General features: G+C 68.6%; 25 protein-coding genes, 1 tRNA gene and 1 pseudogene. 22 read left to right on the top strand and 5 right to left on the bottom strand.

Annotation, left to right across the window (positions count from 1 at the left end):
- The first annotated feature begins 147 nt into the window (after positions 1–147).
- The 3 genes from ACIRR9_RS31050 (at position 148) to ACIRR9_RS31040 (ending at position 4,098) form a co-directional block, all read left to right on the top strand.
- Complete coding sequence (locus ACIRR9_RS31050) at positions 148–2,271, top strand: FG-GAP repeat domain-containing protein (RefSeq protein WP_403758568.1); 2,124 nt, start codon at positions 148–150, stop codon at positions 2,269–2,271.
- 82 nt (positions 2,272–2,353) lie between these two features.
- Complete coding sequence (locus tag ACIRR9_RS31045) at positions 2,354–3,883, top strand: amino acid permease (RefSeq protein WP_403758565.1); 1,530 nt, start codon at positions 2,354–2,356, stop codon at positions 3,881–3,883.
- Positions 3,884–4,025: 142 nt separating this feature from the next.
- Positions 4,026–4,098 (top strand) — tRNA-Lys (locus ACIRR9_RS31040).
- A 34-nt stretch (positions 4,099–4,132) separates the two neighbouring features.
- On the opposite strand, the gene xerC is transcribed toward ACIRR9_RS31040, so the two are convergent.
- Positions 4,133–5,770 (bottom strand): tyrosine recombinase XerC, encoded by a 1,638-nt coding sequence (gene xerC / locus ACIRR9_RS31035; protein WP_403758562.1) that lies wholly within the window; start codon positions 5,768–5,770, stop codon positions 4,133–4,135.
- Complete coding sequence (locus ACIRR9_RS31030; RefSeq protein WP_403758559.1) at positions 5,767–6,453, bottom strand: helix-turn-helix domain-containing protein; 687 nt, start codon at positions 6,451–6,453, stop codon at positions 5,767–5,769. The genes xerC and ACIRR9_RS31030 overlap by 4 nt, the downstream gene beginning before the upstream one ends.
- Before the next feature lie 141 nt (positions 6,454–6,594).
- Between ACIRR9_RS31030 and ACIRR9_RS31025 the strand changes: the two genes are divergently transcribed.
- The 15 genes from ACIRR9_RS31025 (at position 6,595) to ACIRR9_RS30955 (ending at position 18,068) form a co-directional block, all read left to right on the top strand.
- Positions 6,595–6,789, top strand: a complete 195-nt coding sequence (locus tag ACIRR9_RS31025) for a hypothetical protein (protein ID WP_403758918.1) — start codon at positions 6,595–6,597, stop codon at positions 6,787–6,789.
- 233 nt (positions 6,790–7,022) lie between these two features.
- Entirely contained in the window at positions 7,023–8,303 is a 1,281-nt protein-coding gene (locus tag ACIRR9_RS31020) for a DUF3631 domain-containing protein (RefSeq protein ID WP_403758556.1), read from the top strand.
- 209 nt (positions 8,304–8,512) lie between these two features.
- The gene (locus ACIRR9_RS31015) at positions 8,513–9,358 is read left to right on the top strand and encodes a DUF2637 domain-containing protein (RefSeq protein ID WP_403758553.1); all 846 of its coding nucleotides are present in this window, start codon (positions 8,513–8,515) and stop codon (positions 9,356–9,358) included.
- A 140-nt stretch (positions 9,359–9,498) separates the two neighbouring features.
- Positions 9,499–10,170 carry a plasmid mobilization relaxosome protein MobC gene (gene mobC, locus ACIRR9_RS31010; RefSeq protein WP_403758550.1) on the top strand — a complete coding sequence of 224 codons (672 nt, stop codon included), beginning with the start codon at positions 9,499–9,501 and terminating at the stop codon, positions 10,168–10,170.
- Entirely contained in the window at positions 10,167–11,894 is a 1,728-nt protein-coding gene (locus ACIRR9_RS31005; protein ID WP_403758547.1) for a relaxase/mobilization nuclease domain-containing protein, read from the top strand. The genes mobC and ACIRR9_RS31005 overlap by 4 nt, the downstream gene beginning before the upstream one ends.
- A 354-nt stretch (positions 11,895–12,248) precedes the next feature.
- Entirely contained in the window at positions 12,249–12,479 is a 231-nt protein-coding gene (locus ACIRR9_RS31000) for a hypothetical protein (RefSeq protein WP_403758544.1), read from the top strand.
- On the top strand, positions 12,457–12,969 hold the full coding sequence (locus tag ACIRR9_RS30995) for a DUF6879 family protein (RefSeq protein WP_403758541.1): 513 nt from the start codon (positions 12,457–12,459) through the stop codon (positions 12,967–12,969). The genes ACIRR9_RS31000 and ACIRR9_RS30995 overlap by 23 nt, the downstream gene beginning before the upstream one ends.
- 27 nt (positions 12,970–12,996) lie before the next feature.
- On the top strand, positions 12,997–13,842 hold the full coding sequence (locus tag ACIRR9_RS30990) for a helix-turn-helix domain-containing protein (RefSeq protein WP_403758538.1): 846 nt from the start codon (positions 12,997–12,999) through the stop codon (positions 13,840–13,842).
- Between the two features lie 95 nt (positions 13,843–13,937).
- Positions 13,938–14,324, top strand: a complete 387-nt coding sequence (locus ACIRR9_RS30985) for a hypothetical protein (protein WP_403758535.1) — start codon at positions 13,938–13,940, stop codon at positions 14,322–14,324.
- A complete protein-coding gene (locus ACIRR9_RS30980; RefSeq protein ID WP_403758532.1) occupies positions 14,321–14,863 on the top strand; it encodes an NUDIX hydrolase in 543 nt (180 codons plus the stop codon). The genes ACIRR9_RS30985 and ACIRR9_RS30980 overlap by 4 nt, the downstream gene beginning before the upstream one ends.
- Before the next feature lie 85 nt (positions 14,864–14,948).
- Entirely contained in the window at positions 14,949–15,194 is a 246-nt protein-coding gene (locus tag ACIRR9_RS30975) for a hypothetical protein (protein ID WP_403758529.1), read from the top strand.
- Between the two features lie 62 nt (positions 15,195–15,256).
- On the top strand, positions 15,257–16,057 hold the full coding sequence (gene dapF / locus ACIRR9_RS30970; protein WP_403758527.1) for a diaminopimelate epimerase: 801 nt from the start codon (positions 15,257–15,259) through the stop codon (positions 16,055–16,057).
- On the top strand, positions 16,054–17,145 hold the full coding sequence (locus ACIRR9_RS30965) for an ATP-grasp domain-containing protein (protein ID WP_403758525.1): 1,092 nt from the start codon (positions 16,054–16,056) through the stop codon (positions 17,143–17,145). Before dapF ends, ACIRR9_RS30965 begins: the two co-directional genes overlap by 4 nt.
- 12 nt (positions 17,146–17,157) lie before the next feature.
- Positions 17,158–17,706 carry a C39 family peptidase gene (locus ACIRR9_RS30960; protein ID WP_403758522.1) on the top strand — a complete coding sequence of 183 codons (549 nt, stop codon included), beginning with the start codon at positions 17,158–17,160 and terminating at the stop codon, positions 17,704–17,706.
- Entirely contained in the window at positions 17,706–18,068 is a 363-nt protein-coding gene (locus tag ACIRR9_RS30955; protein ID WP_403758519.1) for a glutamate ligase domain-containing protein, read from the top strand. The genes ACIRR9_RS30960 and ACIRR9_RS30955 overlap by 1 nt, the downstream gene beginning before the upstream one ends.
- Positions 18,069–18,148: 80 nt before the next feature.
- Here ACIRR9_RS30955 and ACIRR9_RS30950 read toward each other — a convergent pair.
- Positions 18,149–18,306 (bottom strand): annotated as a pseudogene (locus ACIRR9_RS30950) (iron-containing redox enzyme family protein); the annotation flags it as partial.
- 41 nt (positions 18,307–18,347) lie between these two features.
- Positions 18,348–19,193, bottom strand: a complete 846-nt coding sequence (locus ACIRR9_RS30945; protein WP_403758516.1) for an alpha/beta fold hydrolase — start codon at positions 19,191–19,193, stop codon at positions 18,348–18,350.
- A gap of 420 nt (positions 19,194–19,613) precedes the next feature.
- Here ACIRR9_RS30945 and ACIRR9_RS30940 point away from each other — a divergent pair, with 420 nt between their 5' ends.
- Both ACIRR9_RS30940 and ACIRR9_RS30935 read left to right on the top strand, forming a co-directional pair.
- Positions 19,614–21,092, top strand: coding sequence for a M1 family metallopeptidase (locus ACIRR9_RS30940; protein WP_403758513.1), 1,479 nt, complete (start codon positions 19,614–19,616; stop codon positions 21,090–21,092).
- Between the two features lie 142 nt (positions 21,093–21,234).
- Complete coding sequence (locus ACIRR9_RS30935) at positions 21,235–22,638, top strand: ricin-type beta-trefoil lectin domain protein (protein WP_403758510.1); 1,404 nt, start codon at positions 21,235–21,237, stop codon at positions 22,636–22,638.
- A 224-nt stretch (positions 22,639–22,862) separates the two neighbouring features.
- Here the strand turns inward: ACIRR9_RS30935 and ACIRR9_RS30930 are convergent, their stop codons facing one another.
- Entirely contained in the window at positions 22,863–23,675 is an 813-nt protein-coding gene (locus tag ACIRR9_RS30930) for a hypothetical protein (protein WP_403758507.1), read from the bottom strand.
- A gap of 501 nt (positions 23,676–24,176) precedes the next feature.
- Between ACIRR9_RS30930 and ACIRR9_RS30925 the strand changes: the two genes are divergently transcribed.
- Both ACIRR9_RS30925 and ACIRR9_RS30920 read left to right on the top strand, forming a co-directional pair.
- Positions 24,177–25,424 carry an MFS transporter gene (locus ACIRR9_RS30925; RefSeq protein ID WP_403758504.1) on the top strand — a complete coding sequence of 416 codons (1,248 nt, stop codon included), beginning with the start codon at positions 24,177–24,179 and terminating at the stop codon, positions 25,422–25,424.
- A gap of 20 nt (positions 25,425–25,444) precedes the next feature.
- The gene (locus ACIRR9_RS30920) at positions 25,445–26,239 is read left to right on the top strand and encodes a M15 family metallopeptidase (protein ID WP_403758915.1); all 795 of its coding nucleotides are present in this window, start codon (positions 25,445–25,447) and stop codon (positions 26,237–26,239) included.
- The last annotated feature ends 139 nt before the right edge of the window (positions 26,240–26,378 follow it).

The raw sequence follows: 26,378 nt of genomic DNA, 5'->3' as shown, positions 1-26,378 counted from the left end.
CCCTTCCGCGTTCCCGGGACCCTCCGCCGACCCTCCGCCGTCCCGCTGACGATCCGCCAACTGCCCTCTGCTCACGGGCAATTCACTATTGATACCTGTGTGCCGGTTGTTAACATCCTTTGACTTTTGACTTCCTGGGGGGGTTCCTTGAGCCGGCATGCCCGGATCGCACTCACTCTCGTCGGACTGGCCGCCCTCGGCGCCGGTTCTCTGACCACCGCGGGCACGGCCGCCGCGGACACCACCCCGACGCCGATCGTGACGGACGGCGTCTACGGCATCGACTACGCGGGGGGCTTCCTGGCCACCGTGGAGCACGCGCCGAACTATGGCCAGTGGGTGATCGGCCGGCAGATCTCGGCCGACGGTTCCACGGTGCTGGAGAAGACGACCCGGGGATTCGCCGGCACGGACGCGGTCGGCGGCCATCTCCAACGGGTGCCGTGCGACGAGGGTGCACAGGGCTGCGTGCCGATGCGTACCTTCGGCAACACCTACGTCGGCGACTTCATGGACGACGGCACCGGCAGGCAGACGGCCCAGATCTACCTGACCGAGGACTCGATGGACGGCGGGCCCGATCCGGTCGTCACCGGCGGCCGTTTCGTCGACGCCACCGGCCGCTTCTACGTCTACCAGGCGTCCTCCACAGGCAAGCAGTACGTCGACGCGGTGCCCGCGTACCAGACCCAGAACGTCAGGCTGACCCGGTCCATCACCGCCGCCTCCGTGTGGGGTTCGACGCTGTGGACGCCGGGCACCGGCAACGGGGTCGTCACCGGATACGACCTGAAGACGAAGAAGACGGTCGCGACCGTCTCCACCGGCGCGCCCTGCACGGTCAAGGAGCTTCAGGTCATCGGCCGCTGGATCTACTGGAACTGCGGTCCGACGGGCGCCGCGGGCGTCTACGACCGTACGGCGAAGAAGAACATCAAGGTGCCCTCCGGCCCGGTGCTGGTCGGCGACGGCTACCTCGTCCAGCACGACCGGACCGCCGGCAAGCTGATGCTGACGGACTTCCACACCGGGACGGCGGCCGCGGCCCGCGCGATCGCCGACCTGCCCGCCGGTCACACCGCCGACCAGCGGCGGCTGACCTGGTCCGTGGACAAGTTCGGCGGCGGCATCGCGTACGTCGGCCCGGACGACGTGATCCGGATCGTGCCGAGCGAGGTGCCGACCCAGCCCCTGACGGGGATCGAGTCGGAGGTGGCGGACTGGGACGAGGACGCCAGGGAAGGCGACACCGGCAACACCGTCTGGGGCAGTGTCTGGCAGCTGAGCAAGCCCGCGAACTGGACCTTCACCGTGAAGGACACGCACGGGCACGCCGACGCCACCATCAAGGGCAGCGGCACGGCGATCAACATCGGCTGGGACGGGACGAACGACAAGGGCGGCTATCCGCTCAACGGTCCGAAGACCTGGACGCTGACCGCCACCGCCGTCGCGGGCTCGGGCACCTACACGACGGGCGGGAAGTTCGGCTACACCGGCGGCACGCAGGGCTTCCACGACCAGAGCGGGTACAGCTACGGCGACCTGGCCACCCTCAGCTCCGCCGGCGGCCTCACGCTGCACTCCACCACGGGCAACGGCAAGTTCAGCGGCGTATGGGCGGCCTCCGGCTGGGCGGCGGGCACGGTCGTCGTGCCCTTCGGGGACATGACCGGCGACCGGTGCGCCGAGATGCTGATGCGGATGCCCAACGGGGAGCTGCGCCGGTACACCGGCAAGTGCGGCGGCTCGTACAAGCCGTCGGACAAGCATGTCTCCCTCGGCACCGGCTGGAACGCGTACAACGTCCTCACCGCTCCCGGCGACCTCACCGGCGACGGCCGCACCGACCTGCTGGCCCGCAAGGCGTCCACCGGGGACGTCTACCTGTTCGCCGACGACGGCACCGGCAGGCTGAAGGCCGGGGTCAGGATCCGTACCTGGGCGGCGTACACGAAGATCGTCGGCGCCGGTGACCTGAACGGCGACGGTTTCGGGGACGTGCTGGCGGTCGACAAGGCCGGGACGCTGTGGCGGTACGACGGCACCGGGACGGGGCAGGTGAAGGAGCGGGTGAAGGTCGCCGCGCACTGGAACGCCTCGTACAACGCGGTCGTGGGCGTCGGTGACATCACCGGGGACGGCAGGAACGACCTGGTGATGCGGGACACCGCGGGCAACCTGTACCGGCAGACGGGCGCGGGCAAAGGGTCGTTCGCGGCGCGCGTGAAGATCGCGACGGGCTGGCAGGGCTACAAGGCGCTCTTCTGAGGTCTGTTTCATGGCCGTTCCAGCCTGTTTTCGGCCAAGCTGTGACGCATGTCACGCCCCCGGTGAGGGAATCGCTGGGGGCATGACAGAAGACGCGACAGCCAAGTCGCCCTCCGGCGCACTCTCCGACGAGGAGCGGCTCGCCCAGCTCGGCTACACCCAGGTCCTGGCCCGCCGTATGTCGGCGTTCTCCAACTACGCGGTCTCCTTCACGATCATCTCGGTCCTCTCCGGCTGCCTCACCCTCTACCTCTTCGGCATGATCACCGGCGGCCCCGCGGTGATCACCTGGGGCTGGGTGGCCGTCGGCCTGATGACCCTCTTCGTAGGCCTCTCGATGGCCGAGATCTGTTCCGCCTACCCCACCTCCGCGGGCCTCTACTTCTGGGCCCACCGACTGGCCCCGCCCCGCTCGGCCGCGGCCTGGGCGTGGTTCACGGGCTGGTTCAACGTGCTGGGCCAGGTGGCGGTGACCGCGGGCATCGACTTCGGCGCCGCGTCCTTCCTCGGCGCGTACCTGAACCTGCAGTTCGACTTCACCGTCACCCCCGGCCGCACGATCCTCCTCTTCGCGGCGATCCTCGTGCTGCACGGCCTCCTCAACACCTTCGGCGTCCGCATAGTCGCCATCCTGAACAGCGTCAGCGTGTGGTGGCACGTGATCGGCGTCCTGGTGATCGTCGGCGCGCTGACCTTCGTCCCCGACCACCACCAGTCGGCGTCCTTCGTCTTCACGAAGTTCGTGAACGAGACGGGCTGGAGCAGCGGCCCGTACGTCGTCCTCCTGGGCCTCCTGATGGCCCAGTACACCTTCACGGGCTACGACGCCTCGGCGCACATGACCGAGGAGACCCACGACGCGGCGACGGCGGGCCCGAAGGGCATCGTCCGCTCCATCTGGACCTCGTGGATAGCCGGCTTCGTCCTGCTCCTCGGCTTCACCTTCGCGATCCAGTCGTACGACAAGGAGCTCGCGTCCCCGACGGGCGCGCCCCCGGCCCAGATCCTCCTGGACGCGCTCGGCGCCACCACCGGCAAGCTCCTCCTCCTGGTCGTGATCGGCGCCCAGCTCTTCTGCGGAATGGCCTCGGTGACGGCCAACAGCCGCATGATCTACGCCTTCTCCCGCGACGGCGCGCTCCCCTTCTCCCGTATCTGGCACACGGTCAGCCCGCGCACCCGCACCCCCGTCGCGGCGGTCTGGCTGGCGGCCTTCTCCGCACTCGCCCTCGGCCTCCCCTACCTGATCAACTACACGGCCTACGCCGCCGTGACGTCGATCGCGGTGATCGGGCTGTACGTGGCCTACGTCATCCCGACACTGCTGCGGGTGCGCAAGGGCGACGCGTTCGAGAGAGGCCCCTGGCACCTGGGCCGCTGGTCGAACGTCATAGGCGTGGTGTCGGTGGTGTGGGTGGGAGTCATCACCGTCCTCTTCATGCTCCCGCAGGTCTCCCCGGTCACCTGGAAGTCCTTCAACTACGCCCCGGTCGCCGTCCTGGCGGTCCTCGGCTTCGCCGCGATCTGGTGGCAGGCCTCGGCCCGCCACTGGTTCCTCAACCCGGACCGGGCGGCACGCCCCGAGGACACCGCCAAACTGGTCGATCTCTGACCCCCAGGCCCGCATCCGCCCCACATCCGCCCTACATCCGCCCCACATCCGTCCCACTTCTGCCACACGACGCGGCCACGACCCCGATACCCGATCGGACACACGGCTCCGTCCGGCTATGCTCGGGGAGGCAACATCGCCTGGGCCGTTAGCTCAATTGGCAGAGCAGTGGACTTTTAATCCATTGGTTGTGGGTTCGAGTCCCACACGGCCTACAGGTGGCGGGGGAGGTAAACGCCCTCTGACCTGCTACGCAGCGCCTGAGTCGGCTTCGGTCGGCTCGGGCGCTGCTTCGTTCTCGGGCTCGTGCGTGAGCGATGCGTGAGCGGACGTGGCCGTGCCCTGCGGATCGGCCGCCGTTCGGGCGGATGATTCGGCAGCCGCCCGACGCGACCGGGGGATCAGCTTCGCCGCCTTCTCGGCGATCTCACGGTCCAGTTCGGGGAGCAGGCTCGTGTACGTGTCCGAGGTCAGCGTGATGGTGGAGTGCCGGAGCGTCTCCTTCACCGTGTGGATGTCGCCGCCGCCTCCGTGCGTGAGCGTTGCGGCGACGTGGCGCAGGTCCCGCAGGGTGATGGGTGGCAGGTCGGTCGCGGCGAGGATGCGGCGGAAGGTCTCGGAGGCCGTTCCGGGATGGAGCCAGGAGCCGTCCTCCTTGGTGAACACCTTCCCGGTGTCCTGCCAGGCGCTGCCCCACTCGGTGCGCTCCTTCTCGTGGCGGGCTTTGTGGTCGCGCAGCACGGCGATGTTCATGCTGTCGAGCGCGATCGTGTTCGCGCTGCCGTCCGTCTTCGGCTCCGACTCGTAGAGGTCCCAGCCGTCCACCACGATCTCCTTGGCCGGGGTGATGAGGCCGGCGACGAGGTCGATCTCGTGCCAGTCCTGGCCGACCGCCTCACCACGCCGAAGGCCGCGGGTGCCCATGAGGTGGAAGATCGCGTACAGCCGGTCACCCTCGGCGGCGTCCAGGAAGCCGCCGAACTGCTGTGGAGTCCACACCATCACCGGACCGGGGAGCTCGCCCGTCTCGCGCCAGCGGCGGACCCGCTCCTCGGTCCACAGAAGGGGCTTCGGGCGCCTGCCGGACTCCAACTCCACGTGGGAGGCGGGATTGAAGGTGATGAGCTGCTGGGCGATGGCAGAATTCAGTGCCGCGCGGAGGGTGCGGCGGATCGCCTGCCGGGATGCCGGGCCGGTGATCTTCCGGAACGGCTTCATCTCGGCGAGCTTGGCTCGTTCGGCCGCGAGCAGCTTCCGCTCGGCCCCTACGGGGCGTCCGGGCTTGCTCGGCTTGCAGCGGGCGATCTGCTCGCGGCGAGCCTCGTTCTCGGCCGCGATCACCTCGTTCTCGTCGGCTATCGCGTCGAACATCTCCACCAGATGGCCGACGTTGAGCCGGTCGAGGCGTACGTGCCCGATGCGCGGCTTCAGGTGGACGCGGATGTGGGAGGCATAGCCGTTGAGCGTGGTCTTGCGGCGCTTCTTCGCGGCGAACCACTGGTCGAGCCACTCACCGACGGTCAGGCTGCCGCGGAGGGCCAGGCCCGCGCGCAGACGGCGGCGGGTCTCCTCGATGGCCGGCAGCAGCACCTTCTCGGTGGCGACCTCCTCCAGCATGTCGACGAGGCGCTGGAGGCTGTCGGGGTCGTCCTTGTCCGCCAGAGCGAGCAGCGAACGGACGTGGTCGAGGTCCGACTGGGCGTCCTTCAGGGACTCGTAGCCGGCGCGACTGAAGGATCGGCGGGTGCCGTCCTCGCGGGGTGGCAGCTCCTGTCGTATGGAGTAGTAGCCGTGCTTGCGGCCCTTGCGCTTGGGGCACGACGAGCCGAGTTCCTTGCCGGTCTTCGGGTCGCGGCAGGAGCAGCGGCGATAGGTGGAGCCCTTCAAAGGCGTTCCTCCGAGGTCGGTTCGGTATCGGGTTCGGGCGGGTCGACGTCGCCCAGGGCGGGTGGCAGATCGGGTGGGGTGGCCCCGTCCTCGCAGAGGTGGCGGCGGAGGTGGCGGAGCCTGTACTTGGCGGAGACGGCCTGATCGCGGTACTTCGTGCGCCTGCGCTCGGCCTCTTCTTTCTCGGCGCGGCTGGTGGCGGTCTTGGCCGCGAACCGGGCCTGTTCCTCCTCTTCGAGCGCAGCAAGAGCGGTGCGGACGAGGCTGGCGTGAAGCTCGAAGTCGGGGACCAGACCCGCGTCGTAGCCGGGCACGTCCTCCTCGCCGGTGAAACGGCGCAGGGCGTCCCAGGTGGGCACGAGGTGCTGGAACGGTAGTTCCTGGGTCTCCTCGACGTAGCCGACCGGGAAGATCAGGCAGACCGGGTACGTCTCCAGGGCGGCGGCCAGGACCATGACGTCCACGAGGGGGAGGTTGGCCCGTCGGCCGGACTCCATGTTGGCGATCACGTTCCGGGGGATGGGATGCCCGAGCTGCTCGCACCGGTCCGCCAGCTCCTGTGCGCTCCACCCCATCTCCTTTCTTCTGCGCCGGACTTCGCCGGCCACATTGGCCTTGATCCGGTCGGCCCACTCAGGGACGTCGTCATCGTCACTTCCATCTTCGAAACCGCGTTGTGTCATGGAGACACATTAACTTCGCTAGCGTGGTCTGCGGACGCCTGGAGCCGGACGTGATGGCCACGTTCGCCGAGGGCTGCAAGGAAAGGGGCGCACTGGGTGCGCGACGACACGGCAGCCGAGCACTCTCAGTGCTCGAAGGGGATGAGCCGGGAGGAGCTCCTTGCCCTCCCCGTCTCCGTTGACCTGGAAACAGGCAATCGGGCTCTGGGGCTCGGGCGGAGCAAGGGGTATGAGCTGGCGAAGCGGGGCGCCTACCCGTGCAAGGTGCTGCGGCTCGGCAATGCCTACCGGGTGGTGACCGCGGATCTGCTGGATCTGCTGGGCCGGGCGGCGTGAAGGAGCGGCATCGTAGCAAACAATTCTGCGCTGAGCTGACACAGAAACGCTGGACTGTTGCCGGGCGTGGACGTACGGTCCGTGTTCCCTCGCGATCACCTGGTGCCCGCGAGAAGGTAACGGGCCCCCGGCGGTGCAACGCCGGAGGCCCCAGCAACCCCGTACGGCCCGTGAAGTACCAACCCGGCGGCAAGGGCGCGCAAGCCCGCCACCGCCAGACGAGGAGCTGCCCTGTGGAACATGCGGGAGCCGAGCCCTATTCCGACCCCAACATGCCGGCGTGGCTGCCGGTCACGGTCCCCGGTCAGTCGGCCGACGGGACTGAAGTGTCTTCACCGGACACGCCCACAAGTCCAGTTGAGGCACCGACCGCGTCGCTCGACTACGAGGGCGCGCAGGTGCTCGCCGACCTACGGGCGCAGATCAAGCGGTACGTGGTGATCCCGAGCGAGGAGGCGCTCACCGGCGTAACCCTGTGGATCGCGGCGACGCACTTGCAGCGCGCGTGGCAGCACGCGCCACGGCTGGCGATCGTGGCTCCGGAGAAGCGGTGCGGCAAGTCGCGGTTGCTGGACGTGGTGACCGAGACCGTGCGCAACCCGCTGATCACGGTCAACGCCAGCCCGGCGGCGATCTTCCGCTCGATCGACGACGAGGACCCGCCGAGCCTCCTGGTCGACGAGGCCGACACCCTCTTCAGTACAGCCAAGGCGGCGGAGAAGAACGAGGAGGTGCGCGGCCTGATCAACGCCGGGCACCAGCGCAACCGGCCCACGCTCCGGGTGACCGGACCAGAGCACAAGCCCACCGCGTTCCCCACGTTCGCCATGGCGGCACTCGCCGGGATCGGTGACCTGCCCGACACGGTGATGGACCGCTCGGTGGTCATCCGGATGCGGCGCCGCGCGGCGGGCGAGAAGGTCGCGGCCTTCCGCACAACCCGCGACACCCCTGCCCTGCACGCGGTCCGCGACCGGCTCTCCGCCTGGCTCCAGCCGCTGCACCAGCGGGCGCTGGAGATGGAGCCGCCCATGCCGGTCGAGGACCGCGCGGCGGACACCTGGGAACCCCTGGTGGTCATCGCCGATCTCGCCAGCGGCGAATGGCCCGCGCTCGCCCGCACCGCCTGCCGTGTCATGACCGACTACGAGGCGGGGCAGGACGAGGAGGGTGGGCTGCGCACCCGCCTCCTGGTCGGTATCCGCCGGGCCTTCGCCGCCGAGAACGACCCGGCGGTCCTGGGCACCAGGCGCCTGCTGGAGCACCTCAACGCGGACAAGGAAGCCGCGTGGGCGGAGCACAGCACCAACGGGCTGACTCCGCGCGGCCTGCAAGTGCTGCTGCAGCCCTACGGCATCAGCTCGGCCACTCGCCGCTTCCCCGATGGCACCCAGGCCAAGGGCTTCGCGCGCAACCAGTTCCTCGACACCTGGGCCCGCTATTGCCCGGAGCCGAAACCTCCGGCCGAGCCCGCCCGGTCCGCGGCTGATCCGCTGCCCGGCACCGCAGCCTGACCCGCCTCGACTCGTCGCACTCGTCCCAGCGCAGGTCAGCGCGGGGACGAGTGAACGGCCCGCAACGAGTCGTCTCGACATCACCAGCCCACCCGTACCTGCTCTGACCAGGTACGCAACGAGTGGGACGAGTCACCGCATCTCGACGGCGACCGCCACTTCCCCCTGCCGGTGATCGCCGCGCCTCACCTCACCTGGAGCTCCTCGGCTTGACCTCCCCCACCCCGACCGCGCCCTCCGCGATACCGGGCACCGCCGCGATCCGCTTCGGCATCGCCCTGCTCGCCGCATTCGCCTTCGCCCTCTCCTACGACGCCCTGCGCCAGATGGCCGTCGCCATCCACGTCCGCGGGGTGCTCACCTACGCCTTCCCGCTCGTGATCGACGGCTTCATCGCCATCGGTGTCGGCGCCCTGCTCATGCTGCGCACCGCCCCACTGCGCTCCCGCGTCTATGTATGGGGGCTCGTCGGCGCGGCCACCGTAACGAGTATCTGGGCCAACGCCCTCCACGCCGTCCGCCTCAACCAGCAGGCCCGTCACGCCGATGGCCTCCGGCTCGACGACCTCACGGTGGGCATCCTGTCCGCCGTCGCTCCGCTCGCCCTGGCCGGTGCGGTCCACCTCTACATCGTCATCCGGCGGCACCCAGCGTCTCCCCATCAGGCAGGCAGCGCAGCCGGGATCGAAGCGGCTGGAGATCACCACGACAACGACCGTGGCCGAGCTTGTCCTCCGCCTCCGTTGGAAACCGATCGTGGCCTCCTGGCCAGTGCAGCGGTCTCCGCCGAACCAGATCCCGACAGCGAGGTTCCGGCACATATCGCGCCCCCTCCCCGGCGTGCCGGTCGACCGCCCAACGCCTCGCTCGAAGAACTGGTGGCCATGGGGCGCCCAGTGGTCCAGCGCATCGGCCAGGTCGACCGAGACGCGATTGCGGAGGAAATCCGGGAGGTGCAGGGACGCAAGGTCTCCAATGACCGCCTGCAGAAGGTGATCAACATTCTCTCCGAGGAGCACGACGAGTCACCGGCCCCGATCGACTCACCCATCTGATGTTCGCAGACCCGCGCTACCGGAAGTCCGGAACGACTTCCGGACTTCCGGTAGCGCACGGAACTCCTGGGCCCGGCCACGCCCGAGGCACCACGCAACCCAACTCAGAACCCAAGCACGGCACCCCGGAGACACCACCCATGCGCGAGCCGCAAAACGAACTGCCCACCCTCCAGCAGGAGATGATCACCACCTCAGCCACCACGCCAGCAAGCAATGGCGTTGGACCGTCCATGGGCCGGTCCGACGCGGGCTCCTCCACCCCGGGGGTGGCGGAGGAGAAGCTCCGGCGCGAGGGCGCACCGGAGCAGGAGCCGGGGCTGGGCGAAGATGTCGCCGCTGAGCAGCAGCCAGCTGTCGTGCGCGCTGCCGATGAAGCCGCGCTCTACCGTGTCCTGCGCCGCCGTGAGCGGTGCGACGACGGCCGTCGCGAGGCCCGCGTCGATGCCCGCTACAGCGAGGTCGAGAAGGCCGCGATCGTGGCCAGGGCCAAGGCGATGGGCATCGCCGGCGCCCATCTGGTCGGCGCGGTCGTCATGGCCTTCGTCAACGGTGAGACGCACCTGCCCGACCAGCGCACCGTCTACGACGACGTGATCGACGAGTTCGCCGCGCTGCGCACCCAGATCGCCCGAATCGGCGCCAACGTCAACCAGGTCGCCCGCCGCCTCAACTCCGACGGCGATCCACACCCTGTGGACGCCGCCGTTCTGGAGCGGGCCGAACGCCTCCTGGCCACTGCCAAGGCCGCGGTGAAGGCCGTGGACGACGCCGCTTTCCGGGCCGCCGGACAGAACGCGGGCCGCGCGTGATCGCGAATATCGTCAAACCAGGCAGCCACACCCAAGGCGTGCTGCGGTACCTCTTCGGGCCGGGTACCGCCACCGTGCACACTGACCAGCACATCGTCGCCTCCTGGGACGGCTTCGCCCCAGACCCCGGCCCCGAAGACAGCCGCGGCCACACCGAGCGGATGGACCAGCTCGTCAAGGCCCTCGACCTGCGCGTCAAGCAGGCCGGCGACCAGGCCCCCGACGGGCACGTGTGGCACTGCTCGCTCCGCGCCGCACCCGACGACCGCATCCTCACCGATACCGAATGGGCACAGGTGGCGCGCCGCATCGTGCACGCCACCGGCATCGCCCCAGAGGGCGATCCGGACGGCTGCCGGTGGATCGCGGTGCGCCACGCGGACGATCACATCCACATCGTTGCCACCAAGGTGCGTGGCGACCTGCGACCGCCCCGCAACTGGAACGACTACCACCGCGCCATGACCGAACTCACCCGCATCGAGGAAGACCTCGGACTCACGCGCATCCCGCGCGGGCGCCCGGCCGCCACCGACACCCCGGCCGCCAAGCGCCCCACCCGCGCCGAGCAGGAGAAGGCCAAGCGCACCGACCGCACCAAGACGGTGCGCGAGGAACTCCGCCACGTCGTACGCACGGCACTTACCCGCGCCGAAGACCTGGACGAGTTCTTCAACCTGCTCGCCGACGCCGGCCTCCAGGTCGAAACCAGGACCCTGCCCTCCGGCGACCTGCAGGGTTACAAGGTCGCTCTGCCCGGCGACACCAACGCCGACTGCGAGCCCGTCTTCTACTCCGGCTCCAGCCTCGCCACCGACCTCTCCCTGCCCAAGATCCGACAGCGCTTCGCGACCGCCGAAGTCACCGCGGCGGAAGCCCTAACCGCCGGACGCCGGCCGAACCCGTGGCATCAGGCCGCCACCTGCACCGAACGCATCCCCCACCACATCGACCACAGCCCCGCCGACGTAGCTCAGGCCCACCTCGCCGCCTTCGGTGAAGTCCTCTACGCCCTGCCCCTGTACGCCCCCGCCCACCTGAAGGCCGAACTCCGTCGGGCAGCCGCCGCCTTCGAGCACACTGCCTACACCCGAACACGCGTCGACCACTCGCATGCCCGTGCCCTGCGTGGCGCGATCAAGGCCATGCGCCACCAGCCCACCGACGGCAGTGGTCTGGCGATGCTCCTGGACGCCGCCATCCTCGTCGTCACCGCCGTCCATCGCCGCAACGCGCTGCAGCACCACGACCGCCAGGTCGCCGCCGCCCGCCAAGCCCTGGTCCACCTCCGCGCTGCCCACGACCAGGCGGCTCCCGGACCCCTGGCCGCGTTGGCCAGTCACAAGCCCCTCGGGAACACCGTCCGCCGGTATGCCCAACACGTGCGTGACGCGGTTCCCGTCCACGCCGAGCAGATCCTCGCCGAGTCTGCCTGGGAAGCTCTGGCCGCCACCCTCGCTGCTGCCGAAGCAGCCGGGCATGATCCGGTTGAACTCCTGCACCACGCAGCAGGGCAACGCTCGTTGGACGACGCCACCTCACCGGCCAGGACCCTCACCTGGCGCATTCAACGCCTCGGCGACCGGCACGCGCCCAGCCCCCAGGCACAGGCCGCCCGCGCCCGCAGCTCGCACGTAGCCCACGTCTTGTCCACTCCACGGGACACCGCCGGAACACCTCCCACGCCCACGATGACGTCGTCCCGCACTCACCGCTCGCGGTGAGCACACGCCTCCCCCGAGGACCACGCGGAATACGAGCACCTGGTCAAGATGGTCGCCACATGAAACGGACTCGACTACCGTGCCGAGCGCGACGACAACTGACCTGCACACACCAAAGGTGGCCCACCCGCCGGGGGCCGCCAGCAGGGCTGCAGCGGCTGCCGATTCACCCCGCAGACCTGACCACCGTGGCATTGGCGACTGCGGTGCGCACGCGCCATCTCCCGTGGACAAGGTTTTCCGCGCGGACCACCAGGTGAAGTCCTGGCAAGTTTGGGCAAGTTCCTGGTCCAGCAGGACGTTCGCGGGCAAGCTCTGGCACAGAGATCGTTACCGGCATCCGAGGAGGACATCATGGCCCTGCGTAAGCTCGGCAAGGACCCGGAGAGTCCCAGTGGCGGCTCGCCCACCATCTACCTCGACGAGGAGAAGGACAGCTACCTCGTGCAGGGGTGGAAGGTGGAGGACGCCGAGCGCCTCAGGCAGATGGACATCCCCGGCCACGAGTCGGTGGTGGAGATCCCTCGGCGCATGGTGCAGTTCTTCCTGGAGGTGAAGAAGGATGACGAGGCCCCCGACGTTTGAGGAGCTCTTCCGGGACTGCCGACGGACGGCCGTCCATCTGGAGATGCGCGACGCCTACATGAAGTCGGACCCTGCCTTCATCGACTGGAAGGCCGGCGAGGTCCTCGACCCCGCCGAGCGCTGGGCCGACTGGCACGCCATCGTCACGGAGGCGACCTCGCGAGGCGTCGAGGTCCGACGCGCCCGCGTCGTCTCGACGCCGGTCAGTGAGTACATCCGCTTCGAGTACGACGTGACGGACGGACTGAACATCGCCGCCGGCGAAGGCGTGCGATGGCTCTCGCGGCGCGACGCGACCGACATCGCTCTTCCGGGCAACGACTTCTGGCTGTTCGACTGCAGCCTCGTCCTCGTCAACCACTTCGACGGCGAGGGCGAGAACATGCAGGTGGAACTCACGGAGGACCCGGAGGTGGCGAAGCTCTGCGAGTCAGCCTTCGAGGCCGTGTGGCAGCGGGCAACACCGCACGCCCGGTTCGAGCCGGCCTGACCGTTCGAACAGCAGCCTCGCACCGACATGACATCACCGTCTTCGAGCGTCCAGGAAGCCCGCAAGGCGCTCGGGCAACGCCTCGCCGAAATCCGGAAAGCAGCCGGGCTCACCAAGCGAGCACTGGCCCAGAGCCTGAGCTGGCACGAATCAAAGGCTTCGCGCTTCGAGAGCGGCACCCGCGCGCCTTCGGAGCGCGACCTTCGTGCCTGGTGTTCCGCGTGCGGCGCCGAGGGCGAAACAGAGGACCTCATCTCGACGGCCCGCGGAATTGAGGGCATGTACGTCGAGTGGCGGAAGATGGAGCGCCACGGCCTCAAATGGGCGCAGGAGTCTGTCGTTCCCCTCTGGGAGCGTACCGAGCGCTTTCGTATCTACTCGCCTTGGCTCATCCCCGGCCCGGTACAGACCGCCTCCTACATCACCGCACTTCTGACCTCCATTCGCAACCGCCGCGGACTCATCGACGACGTGCCAGCGGCCGTCAAAGTGCGCGTCGAAAAGCAGCAGGTCGTCTACGGCAACCACACGTTCGCCATCCTTCTGGAGGAGAGCGTGCTGCGCTACCGCATAGGCGGCACCGAGGTCATGGCAGGCCAGCTCGGCTATCTCCTCAGCGTCATGGCTCTGCCGTCGGTGAGCATCGGCATCATCCCTCAGGGCGCCGACCGGTCAGGGCTATGGCCCGTAGAAGGGTTCTTCCTGTACGACGACGAGTTGGTGAACATCGAATTGGTCTCGGCCCATCTCACCGTCGTCCAGAAGAACGAACTTGCCATGTATGCCAAGACGTTCAGCGAGCTGGCCGAACTTGCCGTCTACGGCCCCGCCGCACGTGAACTCATCACGTCAGCCATCGAATCTCTAGGGTGAACGCCGGGCAAGTTCCGGCACATTCATAGAGGCTCGACCACCCTCCCTCCTAGCTTTGTGACCACGGCTGAAAGCGTGCTCCGGAGGAGCCGGTGATGACAGTGGCAAGTGCGGGCAAGAAGGCCGAGACGGCCGAGGACATTGAGGACGACGACGCCCCCATCAACGTAGAGGCGGTCTCCGCGCAGACGAATTCCATCCTCGCTCTACGGATGGGGACGACGACCCGCGTGGCGATGGACAGGCAGGTGCCGGCGATCGCCCGTCACCTGAACCGGTTGCTCCGCGAGGATCTGGGAGCCGACGACGACAGCGAGGTCCGGCAGCTCCGCCGCAAGGGAACCAGCTTGGTCGATCTCACGAACCGGCCGACCGCGGAGACCCCTTCCTTCGGGACCTACCTGTACCTGCGCGATGCAGCCCTTCTCACGCGGCGGCTGTTGTGGGTCTATTCCGAGCGGAACGGGCTGGAGGCGCCGTGAGCGTCAGGGACGACCAGATCGTTCGGGAGCTCTCCCACTACATCCACGAGCACCCCGCCGACAGGATGGCGTTGCTGCCGGTCTACGACGCGGCCCGCGACCACTCACAGCGCCGAGCCTGCACGCACAACCGGCGCTGCCCCCTTCTGATGACAGGAGCCGTCGTGGTCGACGAACGCAGTCGCGTTCTGTGCCTGCGGCACGAAGGGGGTTACGCGCTCGCGGAGGCGGAGCCGGAGGACGCGGACGACTCCCTCGGCGAGGCGGCCCTGCGGCTGCTGGCCGAGCAGGCCGGCATCCGGGACGTGTGGACGCAGGCCGGTGCCGAGGGGCCGTTCCTGGTCGATGTCACCAGGCCGGGGCAGCACCGGTACGGGTCCCGTCTCCGAGTCGGCATCCGGTACCTTTTCCGGGCCCACTCGGGGGCCGTGTCCCCGGCGGTGATCGAAACGGGCGTGGCGGCCTGGGTGCCCCTCATGGAAATAGGCATCCCCTTGGTCCGCAGCCGTGTGGAGCGCCACCTGATCGGAGCCCCATGAGCAGCCCCCGATGCCAACAACTCGAGTACGTCGTAAGCCTCGTCGCCATCGGAGGCTCCCTGCTGCTGGGCATCTGGAGGGGCTGATGCACGAACGCAGGGCCAAGAGACTGCCCTCCGTACCGCCTCCGCCTGCCGGAACGATGGGAACGACCCGGCCGCCGGGGGATGTCCGCGTCGGTGACTTCGTCTACCTGGACGGCGAGTACACGCGGGTGCGGGACATGAGGTCCGCCGGCACCGCAGCCCACCGCGTACTGATCTTTGCCGGGCGGGAGCCCTGGGTCATGCGAGAAGCCCGGACCACGTACCGGCCCATCGCCTACGGCTGATTCCCAGTTCTTGTCCTGGCACCGCACGGTCACTCTCACCTCATCATGCGAGGAGCTTTGCCATGCGCTTTCGCAAGATCCATGGCGCCGGAAACGACTTCGTCCTGCTCTCCGACCTCGGGCCCGACGACGACAAGGAGTGGCCCAAGGAAGCGGAACGCCTGTGCGCCAGGCGTACCGGCGTAGGCGCGGACGGCCTGGTCATCAGCAGGCTGATCAGCCACAGCCCGCCTGCCCTCGAAGTCACCTGCTTCAACGCGGACGGCTCGCTCGCCACCATGTGCGGAAATGCCCTGAGGTGCTCCGCCTGGGCCGCCCACCGCGATCACGGCTTCCAGCAGATGCGCCTTCACATGGACGGCATGGAGCACGAGGCGGCCGTCTCCGACGACTCCGTGTGGGTCACGGCCGAGCTGGGCGAAGTTCTCCCCCGGCGTTTACAGACGGTCATCGACGGCAGACCGACCTGGTTCGACAGCGCCCACACCGGCACGGAACACGTCGTGGCGATCGTGAACGACGTGGACGCCCTCGACGCGGAGACCGTCGGGCGCCACGTCCGCTACCACCCGGACCTCGCCCCGCTGGGGACGAACGTCAACTTCGTCCAGCCCGCCGGCCACCAGGCGCTGAAGATCCGCACCTACGAGCGCGGGGTCGAGGCGGAAACCCTCTCGTGCGGAAGCGGGGCGGTCGCGGCCGTCGTCGTCGCCACCATGCGCGGACTGGTGGCACGACGCGCCGTCACCGTCCACAACCGCGCCGGAGAGCCGCTCACCGTCCGGCCGTATGACGCCCGCCCAGACCGGACTCATTGGGTCGGGGGCCCGGTCACCCACACCTTCGAAGGGGTACTCGCATGACGTTCTTCCTCAACACCAGCTCGAACGTCGCGGTGCGCAAGGCCGCCGAGGAGCTTCGCGAGTGGGGGCGGAGCCGCAAGAGCCTGGGCGTTGCCCTTGTCTACGGGCCGGTGTCCGCCGAGGACAGGCTCTACCACGCGAAGTGTCCCGTCGAGCAGCGGTCGGTCACCGCCCTGGCCGGGGCATTGGAAGAGCTCGGCGTCCGCTGGAAGGTGCTGGACCCGTGCGAGCCCGACTTCATCATGGACCTGGTCGAGTACGACGTCGTCCTCTCGAACCTGCACGGCCCGTACGGTGAAGACGGCCCGCTGCAGGGCCTGCTCGACTACCTGCGCGTGCCCTACTGCGGCAGCGGAGTCGGGGCGTCCGCGGTGGCCGCCGACAAGATCCTCTGCAAGCGGGTGATGCTGGCCCTCGGTATCCCGACCCCCGGCTGGCACGTCTGGACCGGCGGCCCGACGACGTGGAACGGACGCCCGGTGATGGTCAAGCCGCCCTTTGGCGGATCCAGCGTAGGCATGAGCCTCGTGCGCGATCCGGCGGATCTGCCCAGCGCCCTGGCAGACGCCACCGGCGAAGAGGGCGCGGCCGTGCTCGTCGAGGAGTACGTGCCTGGCACACCGGTGACCGTCGGGCTCCTGGAGCTGCCGGGTGGTTCGGTCGTTGTCTTCCCGCCGCTGGCCACCGAGGCTACCGGCGCCGATTTCTACGACGCCGACACGAAGCTGGACGTGGACTCCAGCGGCACTGTGACCGTGCGCGCCGCCGACCTGCCGCCCGACGTGCTGGACAAGATCACCAGGGACACCCGGATCCTGTGGGACGGCATCGGGCTGCGCGGCTCGGCGCGCATCGACTTCATCCTCGCTGAGGACGGCGAGCCGTACGTGCTGGAGGTCAACAGCACGCCGGGTATGTCCCGTGACAGCAACTTCGTGGTCGGGGCGGCGATGGTCGGACTCACGCACACGGACGTCGCGTTGGCCATGTTGCACGAGGCCCTGGCCCGCCCGCCCTACGATGTCCCCCTGCCCACTCCCGCGTTCTCCAGTACCACACGGGCTCGGGAGGCTGCCGTCTCGCCGTAGGAGCCCGCCGCTGTGCCGCGCGTCCACGAGGTCCCCATGTGCCGTCAGCTCATCGCCCCCACCGAGTGGGATCAACACGGGGGATGGGCTCTCGGGGACAGAATCGAGTGGTCCAACCGGGCGTGCGGCCTGGCCTCGCTGAGAATGATCCTCCTCGCCTACGGGCGCGAGGCCCCCACGGTCACAGAGCTCCTGAAACTCGCGGTCAAGTACGAGGTACTGACCCGGCGCGGAGCACTCCACGCGGGGATCGCGAACCTGGCGACCGACCTCGGCGTCCCCTCGACCGCCGAGCCGGTGCCAGCCGAAGACCTGACGAGGCGCCTGGATGACGCCCCGCTCATCGTCTCCGTGACCGAGCAGTTCCCGGACGACGGCCGCGCCGGCGGACACCTCGTCATCCTTCGCGGCTACGAGAACGGCTCCGACCCCACGATCCACTTCCGGGACCCGTCGGCCTGGGGCCAGACGCACGACCGAGTCCCCCTCAGCCGCCTGTGCGCCTCCTACACCGGCCGCGTGATCACCTTCGCACCCCTTATCCCTAACGGAGAGTCTTGATGACCGAGGTAGACGGCGACACGTCCAAGGCCGCGGGCGGCCGGAGGATCGCCGTACTCGGAGAGATGCTGGAACTGGGCGCCGAGGCCGTCGAAGCCCACCGCGAGGTTGGGCGCATGGCAGCCGAGAACGGCGTCGACCTCGTCGTGGCAGTCGGCAACGTTCTCGCCAAGCAACTCGCCCTCGCGGCGGGCGCGGCGGGTGTGCCGGACATCGCGATGGTCGGCGACAACGCCACCGCCGCCGCCTACCTGAAATCCGTCATCCGCCCCGGCGACGTCGTCCTCGTGAAGGCATCCCGCGGCGGCCAGCTCTGGCAGATCGCCCAAACACTGACCGGGCAGCCTGTCACGAGCCTGTGAGTCGGCTCTGACTCGCGTGGCCCGTGCGCAGCGCGGCCCAGCAGTGCCGTCAGGCTGTCAGCACGGCGGCCTGCCACCTAGTCCTGCGGGTGGCCGGTCGCGCGGATGCCGAACATCACATCGGCTCCAGATGCGGCTCGTCGGCCAACAGACCCGCGACGACCTCGTGCCGTACGACCTGTTCGTGCACCGTGTCCGCCTCGACGTGTTCCGTGCAGAAGCGAGTGGCCGCCGGAAGCCCCCGTAGCGATCTGACGGGCGCCGCGATACAGGGGTTGATCAGTGCACGGAGGCGGCGGCAGCGACGATGGCTCGGTCGACCGCTCCCGGGCTGATCGAAGGAACGTCATGGCCCGAGCGGGTGTAGCTGATGTGGGCGCCCACTCGCTTGGCCTGGAACTTCTGGGCGGCCGTCGGCACCGCGTGGTCCTCGGTCGAGATGACCGCCCACTTCGGAGTCGTCGCCGGCGGATTCACCGTGGCCTTGTCGGTGAACGCGGAAAGGGCGACCGGCTCCTGGGTCACGGAGGCGGTACGGATGGCCGACTTCGACAGCCCGTTTCCGTACACGGTCCCGAACTTGTCGGCCTTGAGGTACACGTCGGTGTCACCGCCGGGCAGCGGAACGGTGCGGAAGTTCTCCGAAACGAGCTGCGACCCGGGGAACTGTCCGATGAGGGAGCCGGCGGTGTCTCCCACCTTCGGGATGAGCGCCGCCACGTACACCAGGGCCTTGACCTTCGACGTCGTCGCGGCGACCTGGCTGACGACCTCTCCCGCGTAGGAGTGGCCGACCAGCACGACGGGACCCTTGACGGTCTTGACCTGTGCCTCGACGTAGGCGCTGTCGAAGGCCAGGCCGCGCAGCGGGGTGTCGATCGCGAGGACCGGGTAGCCGTGGCGTCGAAGGTAGCCGATCTCGCTATTCCAGCTGGAGGAGTCGGCGAACGCCCCGTGGACCAGGACCACCGTCGGCTTCGCGCGGTGCGCCGTCTGCGAGGCGACGGCGTGGTCGTTCGCCTGGGGCGTGACGGCGCTCGCGTTCGTCACGGCCAGCGAGGCCACGACCGCGCCACTCACCAGCCCGGCAGCCGCCAGCGCTTTGATTCGAGCGGTGGACTTCATGTGGTGGTGTTCCTCTCGGATTGTCGAGCATAAAAGGCAGAGGAAGCGGCGTGGTTCGCAGGGACACGGAAACCGTATTTGTTGCGGCCGGCGGCGCTTCGCAGAATCGACTATGGCGGCCGCATCGGCGGAAGGCTAATGCCAATCCTGCTTCTTTCCATGTCGATCCGGCATGAGCCAGTGGACTCTTACAGTTCTTCGATTTCCAGTACCGAAATTCTGACGCTCAAAACGGTGAGAGTCGCCGGCAATGCAGTGGCGTGGGCACTGCGAGGGGTACGAACGGGCACGGTCGCCTCGGAGCGGCCGTCTTCGTGGTGACCGGACGCCGACCATGTGAGGACGGTGACGTGGTCGGCATGCCGAAAGCTGATCCCGCAGGGGCAAACCCCTGTCTATCTGCCAAGACTTGGAGCTTCAGTGCACTACAGAGTCATCGCTCCGGGCGCGCTCGCCACCGCCTCTCTCCTGCTGGCCGTCCCGGCATTCGCGGCGACCTGTACGCCCGGCGCCGAGGGCATCGGCGACCCGTACTACCCCGCCTACGGCAACGGCGGATACGACGTCTCCCACTACGACCTGCGGCTGAAGTACCAGCCGGTCACGGACGAGCTGGAGGGCACGGCCACCCTGCGGGCCCGCACCACCCAGGACCTCTCCCGGTTCGACCTCGACTTCCTGCTCGACGTGAGCGAGGTGCGAGTCAACGGAGTCGAAGCGGCGTTCGCGACCGCTGGCGAGCACGAGTTGGTGATCACTCCCAGGACCGGGTTGGCCGAGGGCACGGACATCACCGTCGTGGTGCGCTACAGCGGGATACCGTCGTCGAAGCAGGCTTACGGCTTCACCACCTGGCTGCACACTCCGGACGGCGCGGTCGCGGCCAACGAGCCGGAGTCGGCGTGGTGGTGGTTCCCCAGCAATGACCACCCGCTGGACAAGGCCACCTACGACGTGTCGGTGCAAGTCCCGGAAGGCACCCAGGCCATCTCCAACGGCAGGCTCCGGTCCACGCGTTCCGGAGGTGGCTGGACCACCTATCACTGGCGGTCCGACAAGCCGCAGGCCACCTACCTCGCCACGCTCGCGGTCGGGAAGTTCGACATCATGACCAGCACGAGCGCGAGCGGCATCCCCGTCGTCAACGCCTACAGCAAGAACCTCGGAGACCGGGACGGTGCGGCCCGGGCCAGCGTGGAGCGCACAGGGGAGATCGCCGACTGGCTGAGCGGGTACTTCGGGCCGTATCCCTACGACGCGCTCGGCGGCTATGTGCCGGACGTGCCCACCGGGTTCGCGCTGGAGACCCAGACCCGTCCCTTCTACAGCCCCCGGCAGTTCGCGAGCGGGCCCAACCCGTCGGTGGTCGTGCACGAGCTGGCCCACCAGTGGTACGGGGACTCCGTGTCCGTGGCCGACTGGAAGGACATCTGGATCAGCGAGGGCTTCGCGCGCTACGCCCAGTGGCTGTGGTCCGAGCACGAGGGCCAGGGCACGACCCAGGAGCTCGCCGACCACGTGTACGCGTCCCATCCGGCCGACGACGGGTTCTGGACCGTGGCGCCCGGTGACCCGGGGCCGGAGAACCAGTTCGACATCGCCGTCTACGACCGCGGCGCACTGGCGATCCAGGCACTGCGCGACGAGATGGGAGACAAGGCGTTCTTCGCGGTGCTGAAGGGGTGGCCGCAGAAGCACGCCTGCGGCAACGCCTCGGTCGCGGACTTCCAGCGGTACGCCGAGAAGATGTCCGGCAAGAAGCTGGGCGCGCTGTTCGACACCTGGCTCTTCGAGCCGGCCAAGCCCTCGGTGCCCACCATGGCCGGCCGGTCTTCTCTTCCGGTCCGGCCCAGCTCATGGACGCAGATCGAGGCCACGAACGGCATGCACGAGCGCTGAGCCGCCGACGGCCCGTGTCTTCCCACGTCACGACGACGGTGCGTCGGCCTCGGAGACCGCCCGGACCGCGCCGGACACAACGGTCGCGCCACCACAGCCCGAGCGCGGGCACCGCCATGAGTACGTCCAGATAGGAAAAGTAGTGCGCATACACAAGCTGAGCTCCGCCCTGGTGGGGGTCGTCGCCGTGCTGGCGCTGACCACCGGGACACCCGCTTCCGAAGCGGCGCCCCCCGCTGGGCCTTCCGGGGCGGCGGCCTCCGCCCGGACGGACCCAGGCTCACCCGCACCCGGTGCCCGGCACAGCGAGCGCGTGGTCCCCGGCACCACGGGGGCGGCGGCGCGGAAGAAACTGCCCGCCAAAGTCTCCCGGCGGTTCTACGAGCTCAACGCCTCCGGGCACGTCAGCCTGGGCGATGTCGCCGAGGACGCGCCGTCCGTCACGGATTCCACCGCCAGCGCCTTGTCCTCCTGGACCGGGAAGTACCACGCCTACTGGGGTGTCTATCCCACCGGCGGGACCATGCACGGCGCGCAGGCCACCCACAGCGTGAATCTCTCGACCCCGGTCACCGGCGACGACACCGTCTATGCGCCGACCCTGGACCCGAGCAATGCCACCTGCATCGAGATGACCACGATCTACTCCGGGGGTACGGTCTGGGTCGGTGCGTGGGACTGGTGTGCGGCAAGCCCGGGCTGGGGGAAGTACGTGGTGGTCAATTCCGCCTTCCTGGACACCTATACCAAGAAGGTGAACGGCCGGCCGTCGTACTCGGTCCAGGACGTCCAGACCAATGCGACGACCAACGAGTGGACCTCGTACCTCTACAACTACGACACGCACGAATGGGAGACCTTCTTCAAGAGCGCGGACACCAGCAAGCTGAGCAATACCGGCGGAGGCTGGGACATGATGGAGGTCTACACGCACTACGACCCCACGACCGGCGAGGGCCAGTACTGCGCGGAGACCAAGGGCGCGGTGTTCCAGACCACGGGACTCAAGTACCAGACCTCCTACGCTGGCGGCTGGACGGCCGCCACGGAGGCCAACTCGAGCGTGGCGACCACGGTGAAGTCGTCCGACCTCGGCTGCTCGGATCTGTCCTACGCGGTACTGACGCCGAACAGCGGGTTCTCCTTGACCAACGAGAAGAACCCGACGGGCCCCATCGGCAACTCCGCCGGGATGTGCGTGGACAACCGCCTGAGCGACACCGCGAACGGCAACCCGGTCCAGCTGTACTGGTGCAACGACACGAACTCGCAGCAGTGGACGCTGCAACTCAACGGCACGATCATGGCCGAGAGCAAGTGCATGGCAGTCAAGGGCGGGGGCACAGCCGACGGCACCCTGGTGGAGCTGTACGACTGCGACGGCTCCGGCGGCCAGAACTGGCAGGCGCGTGCCGACGGCACGATCTACAACCCGCAGTCCGGCAAGTGCCTCGACGGCACCGCCGACTACACCACCGCTCTCACCCAGCTCCAGATCTCTACCTGCGCAGGCGCCGTCAACCAGCGTTGGAACATCCCCACCTGACCCTTCACCGGGGCGGCTTACCGGGTGCCGGAGGCGTGCTCAGGCACCCGGTAAGCCGCCCTGCGGGGGGATTCCGCGAAGTCTCACATGGGGGCCGGCCACATTCGCGCCACCCCCTGCCGTCGAGCCCGCTGTCCAGGCGTTCAGGAGCGCGGCCCTTACCGCCTCCTCCGATTCCTCCGGTTCTGCCTCATCGCCCGGTGCCGCCGCTCGCTCGTCCATGTTCATCTCTCCGTAGGTCTGTTCATCTCCGAGGCACGAAGCTGGACGGGCCGTTCAGTCGTCCCTTTCGCGCTGGCGCGGTCCGAAGGCCCAGGTTTTTCCCCGGACCCCTCGACGAGGCCCAGGAACGTCGTGCGCCCCCACTGGGTCGTGCAGTCGACCGACAACCCGTCACGCGCGAGCCGTTCGTTGAGCCGTACGATCCTGCCCTGCAGCGCTCGGCGGCTCATCGGTTCCCCGGCTGTGCCGAGCAGTAGGCACAGGTCGTGGCAGCACCAGGGCCGCGAGGAGGAACAGAGGATGTCGAACAGCACCTGCTGGGAGTGTTGCTGGGCGCGGACAGCGCGGAACGGTGGTGAGTCCGCGGCCCTCCGCCGCGATACGCGCCGCATGTCCAGCCATCGCCTCTCGGCGGCGATTCTGCTGGCGAGTTCCCTGGGCGGCGAGTCGCGGGGGAGGACGTTGGCGGCACCCGCCAGCAGGAGCCGTACGGAATCCGTGTGATCCGGTACGAGTACGACCACGGACGAGATGTTGCTGAGCGCGCGCACGCGTTGCTCCAGGCCGTCGCTCCACTGCGAACCGGGTACGTCCAGGACGGTGAGGCGAGGGCCGGCCTCATGCAGCAGGGCGCCGTAAGCCCGCTCGGAGCCCCAGGTGTGCGTCTGGGCGGGCAGCACCTGCTGACTGCGCAGGGCGCGGAGCAGTGACGCCGTCTGCTCGCGCTGAAGCGTGAGCACGATGCTCACCGGATAGGTGACGTCGTCCTCTTCCGCGAGACCGATGGGGCCCTGGGCGATGTTGAGGTCAGTCATGTTCGGTGTTCGTCCTCCGGGATGGCGGGGCCCGGACCTGGGCCTGGAGGCGTTGGCGATGGCCGGCTCCCTCGGACGTCGGCGGGTCGCCGGGCGGCAGAGGCAGACCTGACCCGCTCGCCGATTCTCGGTCAGGGGCGGCCGATCCCGCCCATACCGACCAGGGGCGCTCCGATGCCGGATCGGCATGTCCCCAGCTTGCCGACGCGTCATCCGTCGCACCTGCCGTGCCGAAGTGTCTGTTCGGACCCTGCCGGGGTCCCGTTGGTACCCGATGCGCTACGGCAGCCGTGAGCAGGTCGTCCGGAGCCCTACGGTGGTCCCCGTCGGCCTCCCCCGGTCCCCCTCGGCGGGAGGCCGCCCTGATGCCGGTCGAGTCGCCTGCGGTGCCGAGAGCACGGCGATGACTCCCCCATGTGCCGTCGGACCAGGTGACGTGCGCCCCGCGGCTGCCGCTCCTGTCACCCATTCCGCCCTTCCCGTACAGAGAGCCGAACAACGATGCTCGAAGAGCTTCATGTCAGGTCCGAGGTGAGGGCCAGGCCGCCCAGCAGGCGGGCCGACAAGGCGGTCACTCGCCGAAGGTCGGCTGTCTTCTTATCCGTCGTCCTCACCACGTTCCTCGTCGCCTCCAGTGCGCCCACTCCGCTCTACCGCGTCTACCAGGCGAGTTGGCACCTCTCCTCCGGCACGGTCACCGTGGTCTACGGCGTGTACTGCCTGAGCGTCCTGGTCGCGCTCCTGACCGTCGGCGCGCTCTCGGACCATGTCGGCCGACGGCCGGTCATCGGCGCCGCTCTCGCCCTCGAAGCACTGTCCATGCTGCTTTTCCTGCAGGCCGGCGGCGTGACCTCGCTGATCCTCGCCCGGACGCTCCAGGGGCTGGCCACAGGTGCCGCGACGAGTGCACTGGGTGCCGCCCTGCTCGACGTGACCAGGCGGTGGGGGCCCCTGTTCGTCAGCATCGCACCGCTCATCGGCATGGCGTTGGGGACGATCGGCACCAGCCTGCTCATGGACCTGATGCCGACTCATCCCGGCAGTGTGTACTCGTTGCTGTTCGGCGCGCTGGCCGTGCAGACGCTCGGTCTGGCCTTCCTTCCGGAGTCGAGGTTGCCGAGGCCGGGAGCCTGGCTTTCGCTGCGACCACGGATCCGCGCACCCCGGTCCAGCCGACGCGCTCTCCTGGTCACCGCACCCGTGTTCGTCGCCGTCTGGGCCCTGGGCGGTTTCTATCTGTCCCTCGGGCCCGATCTGGTCCAGGGCATCACAGGATCGGCGTCGTCGACCGCCGACGGCCTGATCGTGTCCCTGTTGACCGCCAGTGCGGTCCCCGCCGTGCTGCTGACCCGGCGCGCCGAGGCCGGCCGAACGGCATTGGGCGGCTCCCTGCTTCTCACGACGGGGGTGGCCGTCACGCTGCTGGCTGCCCACCGCGACTCCTCCACAGCCCTGTACGTGGGGACCGCAGTGGCCGGCGCGGGATTCGGCCCCGCGTTCCAGGGCGGCGTCCGTCTGGTGACGGCGAACGTCCTCGCGACGGAACGGGCGGGTCTGATGGCCGCCATCTACACCATCACCTATACGTCGATGTGTGTTCCGGTACTGGTGACGGGTCTGCTCGTTGGCGAATACGGGCTCCTGCACTGCACCTTGTTCTTCGGTGTTTTCGTCATGGCGCTCTCGCTGACGCCGTTCGCGGGGCTGGGGAAATTCTCCGCCCATATATCAAGTAGAGGTACGACATAGTGAGAATCAGCAACGCGCGCATGCGCGTCCCGGTGCTGCTGGCATTTCTGGCGGCCGTCCTCGTCACGGTGACGAGTGCGTCCGTCACCGCGCAGGCAGCCGATACGGAGAGCAAGGCTCCCGCCGATTTCGTGGCACTCCACGACGTGGCCCCCGCGATCCTGCAGGAAATCCGCTACGCCACGCCCCACAATTTCATCGGCACACCGATAAACGGCTATACCGAACCACTGTGCATCGTCACCGCCCCGACGGCACAGGCCCTGGCGAAGGCCGAGCACTACTTCCTGACGCAGGGCTACACGCTGAAGGTGTACGACTGCTACCGGCCGCAGCGCGCGGTGGACCAGTTCGTCGACTGGGCGCAGGACCTGACCGACCTGAAGATGAAGGACGAGTTCTACCCGCAGGTGGACAAGGCCGACCTCTTCACTGACGGGTACATCGCGGCGAAGTCCGGGCACAGCCGCGGCAGCACGATCGACCTCACGCTCGTGAAGCTGCCGGTCCACTCGACGCGTCCCTACGTTCCGGGGGAGAAGCTGGAGCCGTGCTACGCGCCGGCGGCGCAGAGGTTCCCGGACAACTCGATCGACATGGGCACCGGGTACGACTGCTTCGACACGCTCGCGCACACGCTCGACCCGCGGATCGTGGGAGTCCAGCACAGCAACAGACTGCTGCTCAAGAACGAGCTGGAATCTGTCGGGTTCGTCAATCTCGCCGAGGAATGGTGGCACTTCACCTTCGCCGCCGAACCCTACCCGTCCACCTATTTCGACTTCCCCGTCTCCAGGTCCTCACTGACCGGCTGACCGGACCACCGAGACCTCGTTCCACGACGTGGGGGGGGGGGGGGGGGCCCCCCCCGGGGGGGGCCCCCCCCCCCCGGGGCCCGCAAAAACAAAGCAACAACAACCACACCCCCCCCCCCCCCCCCCCCCCCCCCCCCCC

The organism is Streptomyces sp. NPDC101234, from assembly GCF_044767525.1.
GTDB lineage: Bacteria > Actinomycetota > Actinomycetes > Streptomycetales > Streptomycetaceae > Streptomyces > Streptomyces sasae.
The sequence above is the reverse complement of the archived record's forward strand: the minus strand, read 5'-3'. Positions and strand labels throughout refer to the sequence as shown.

Coding starts and splice junctions, on each gene's coding strand:
- ACIRR9_RS31000 (WP_403758544.1), top strand. CDS start 12,249: ATGGCCCTGCGTAAGCTCGGCAAGGACCCGGAGAGTCCCAGTGGCGGC.
- ACIRR9_RS30955 (WP_403758519.1), top strand. CDS start 17,706: ATGACCGAGGTAGACGGCGACACGTCCAAGGCCGCGGGCGGCCGGAGG.
- ACIRR9_RS30995 (WP_403758541.1), top strand. CDS start 12,457: ATGACGAGGCCCCCGACGTTTGAGGAGCTCTTCCGGGACTGCCGACGG.
- ACIRR9_RS30985 (WP_403758535.1), top strand. CDS start 13,938: ATGACAGTGGCAAGTGCGGGCAAGAAGGCCGAGACGGCCGAGGACATT.
- ACIRR9_RS31025 (WP_403758918.1), top strand. CDS start 6,595: ATGAGCCGGGAGGAGCTCCTTGCCCTCCCCGTCTCCGTTGACCTGGAA.
- ACIRR9_RS30975 (WP_403758529.1), top strand. CDS start 14,949: ATGCACGAACGCAGGGCCAAGAGACTGCCCTCCGTACCGCCTCCGCCT.
- ACIRR9_RS31045 (WP_403758565.1), top strand. CDS start 2,354: ATGACAGAAGACGCGACAGCCAAGTCGCCCTCCGGCGCACTCTCCGAC.
- mobC (WP_403758550.1), top strand. CDS start 9,499: ATGCGCGAGCCGCAAAACGAACTGCCCACCCTCCAGCAGGAGATGATC.
- ACIRR9_RS30925 (WP_403758504.1), top strand. CDS start 24,177: ATGCTCGAAGAGCTTCATGTCAGGTCCGAGGTGAGGGCCAGGCCGCCC.
- ACIRR9_RS30920 (WP_403758915.1), top strand. CDS start 25,445: ATGCGCGTCCCGGTGCTGCTGGCATTTCTGGCGGCCGTCCTCGTCACG.
- ACIRR9_RS30930 (WP_403758507.1), bottom strand. CDS start 23,675: ATGACTGACCTCAACATCGCCCAGGGCCCCATCGGTCTCGCGGAAGAG.
- dapF (WP_403758527.1), top strand. CDS start 15,257: ATGCGCTTTCGCAAGATCCATGGCGCCGGAAACGACTTCGTCCTGCTC.
- ACIRR9_RS30945 (WP_403758516.1), bottom strand. CDS start 19,193: ATGAAGTCCACCGCTCGAATCAAAGCGCTGGCGGCTGCCGGGCTGGTG.
- ACIRR9_RS31030 (WP_403758559.1), bottom strand. CDS start 6,453: ATGACACAACGCGGTTTCGAAGATGGAAGTGACGATGACGACGTCCCT.
- ACIRR9_RS30965 (WP_403758525.1), top strand. CDS start 16,054: ATGACGTTCTTCCTCAACACCAGCTCGAACGTCGCGGTGCGCAAGGCC.
- ACIRR9_RS30990 (WP_403758538.1), top strand. CDS start 12,997: ATGACATCACCGTCTTCGAGCGTCCAGGAAGCCCGCAAGGCGCTCGGG.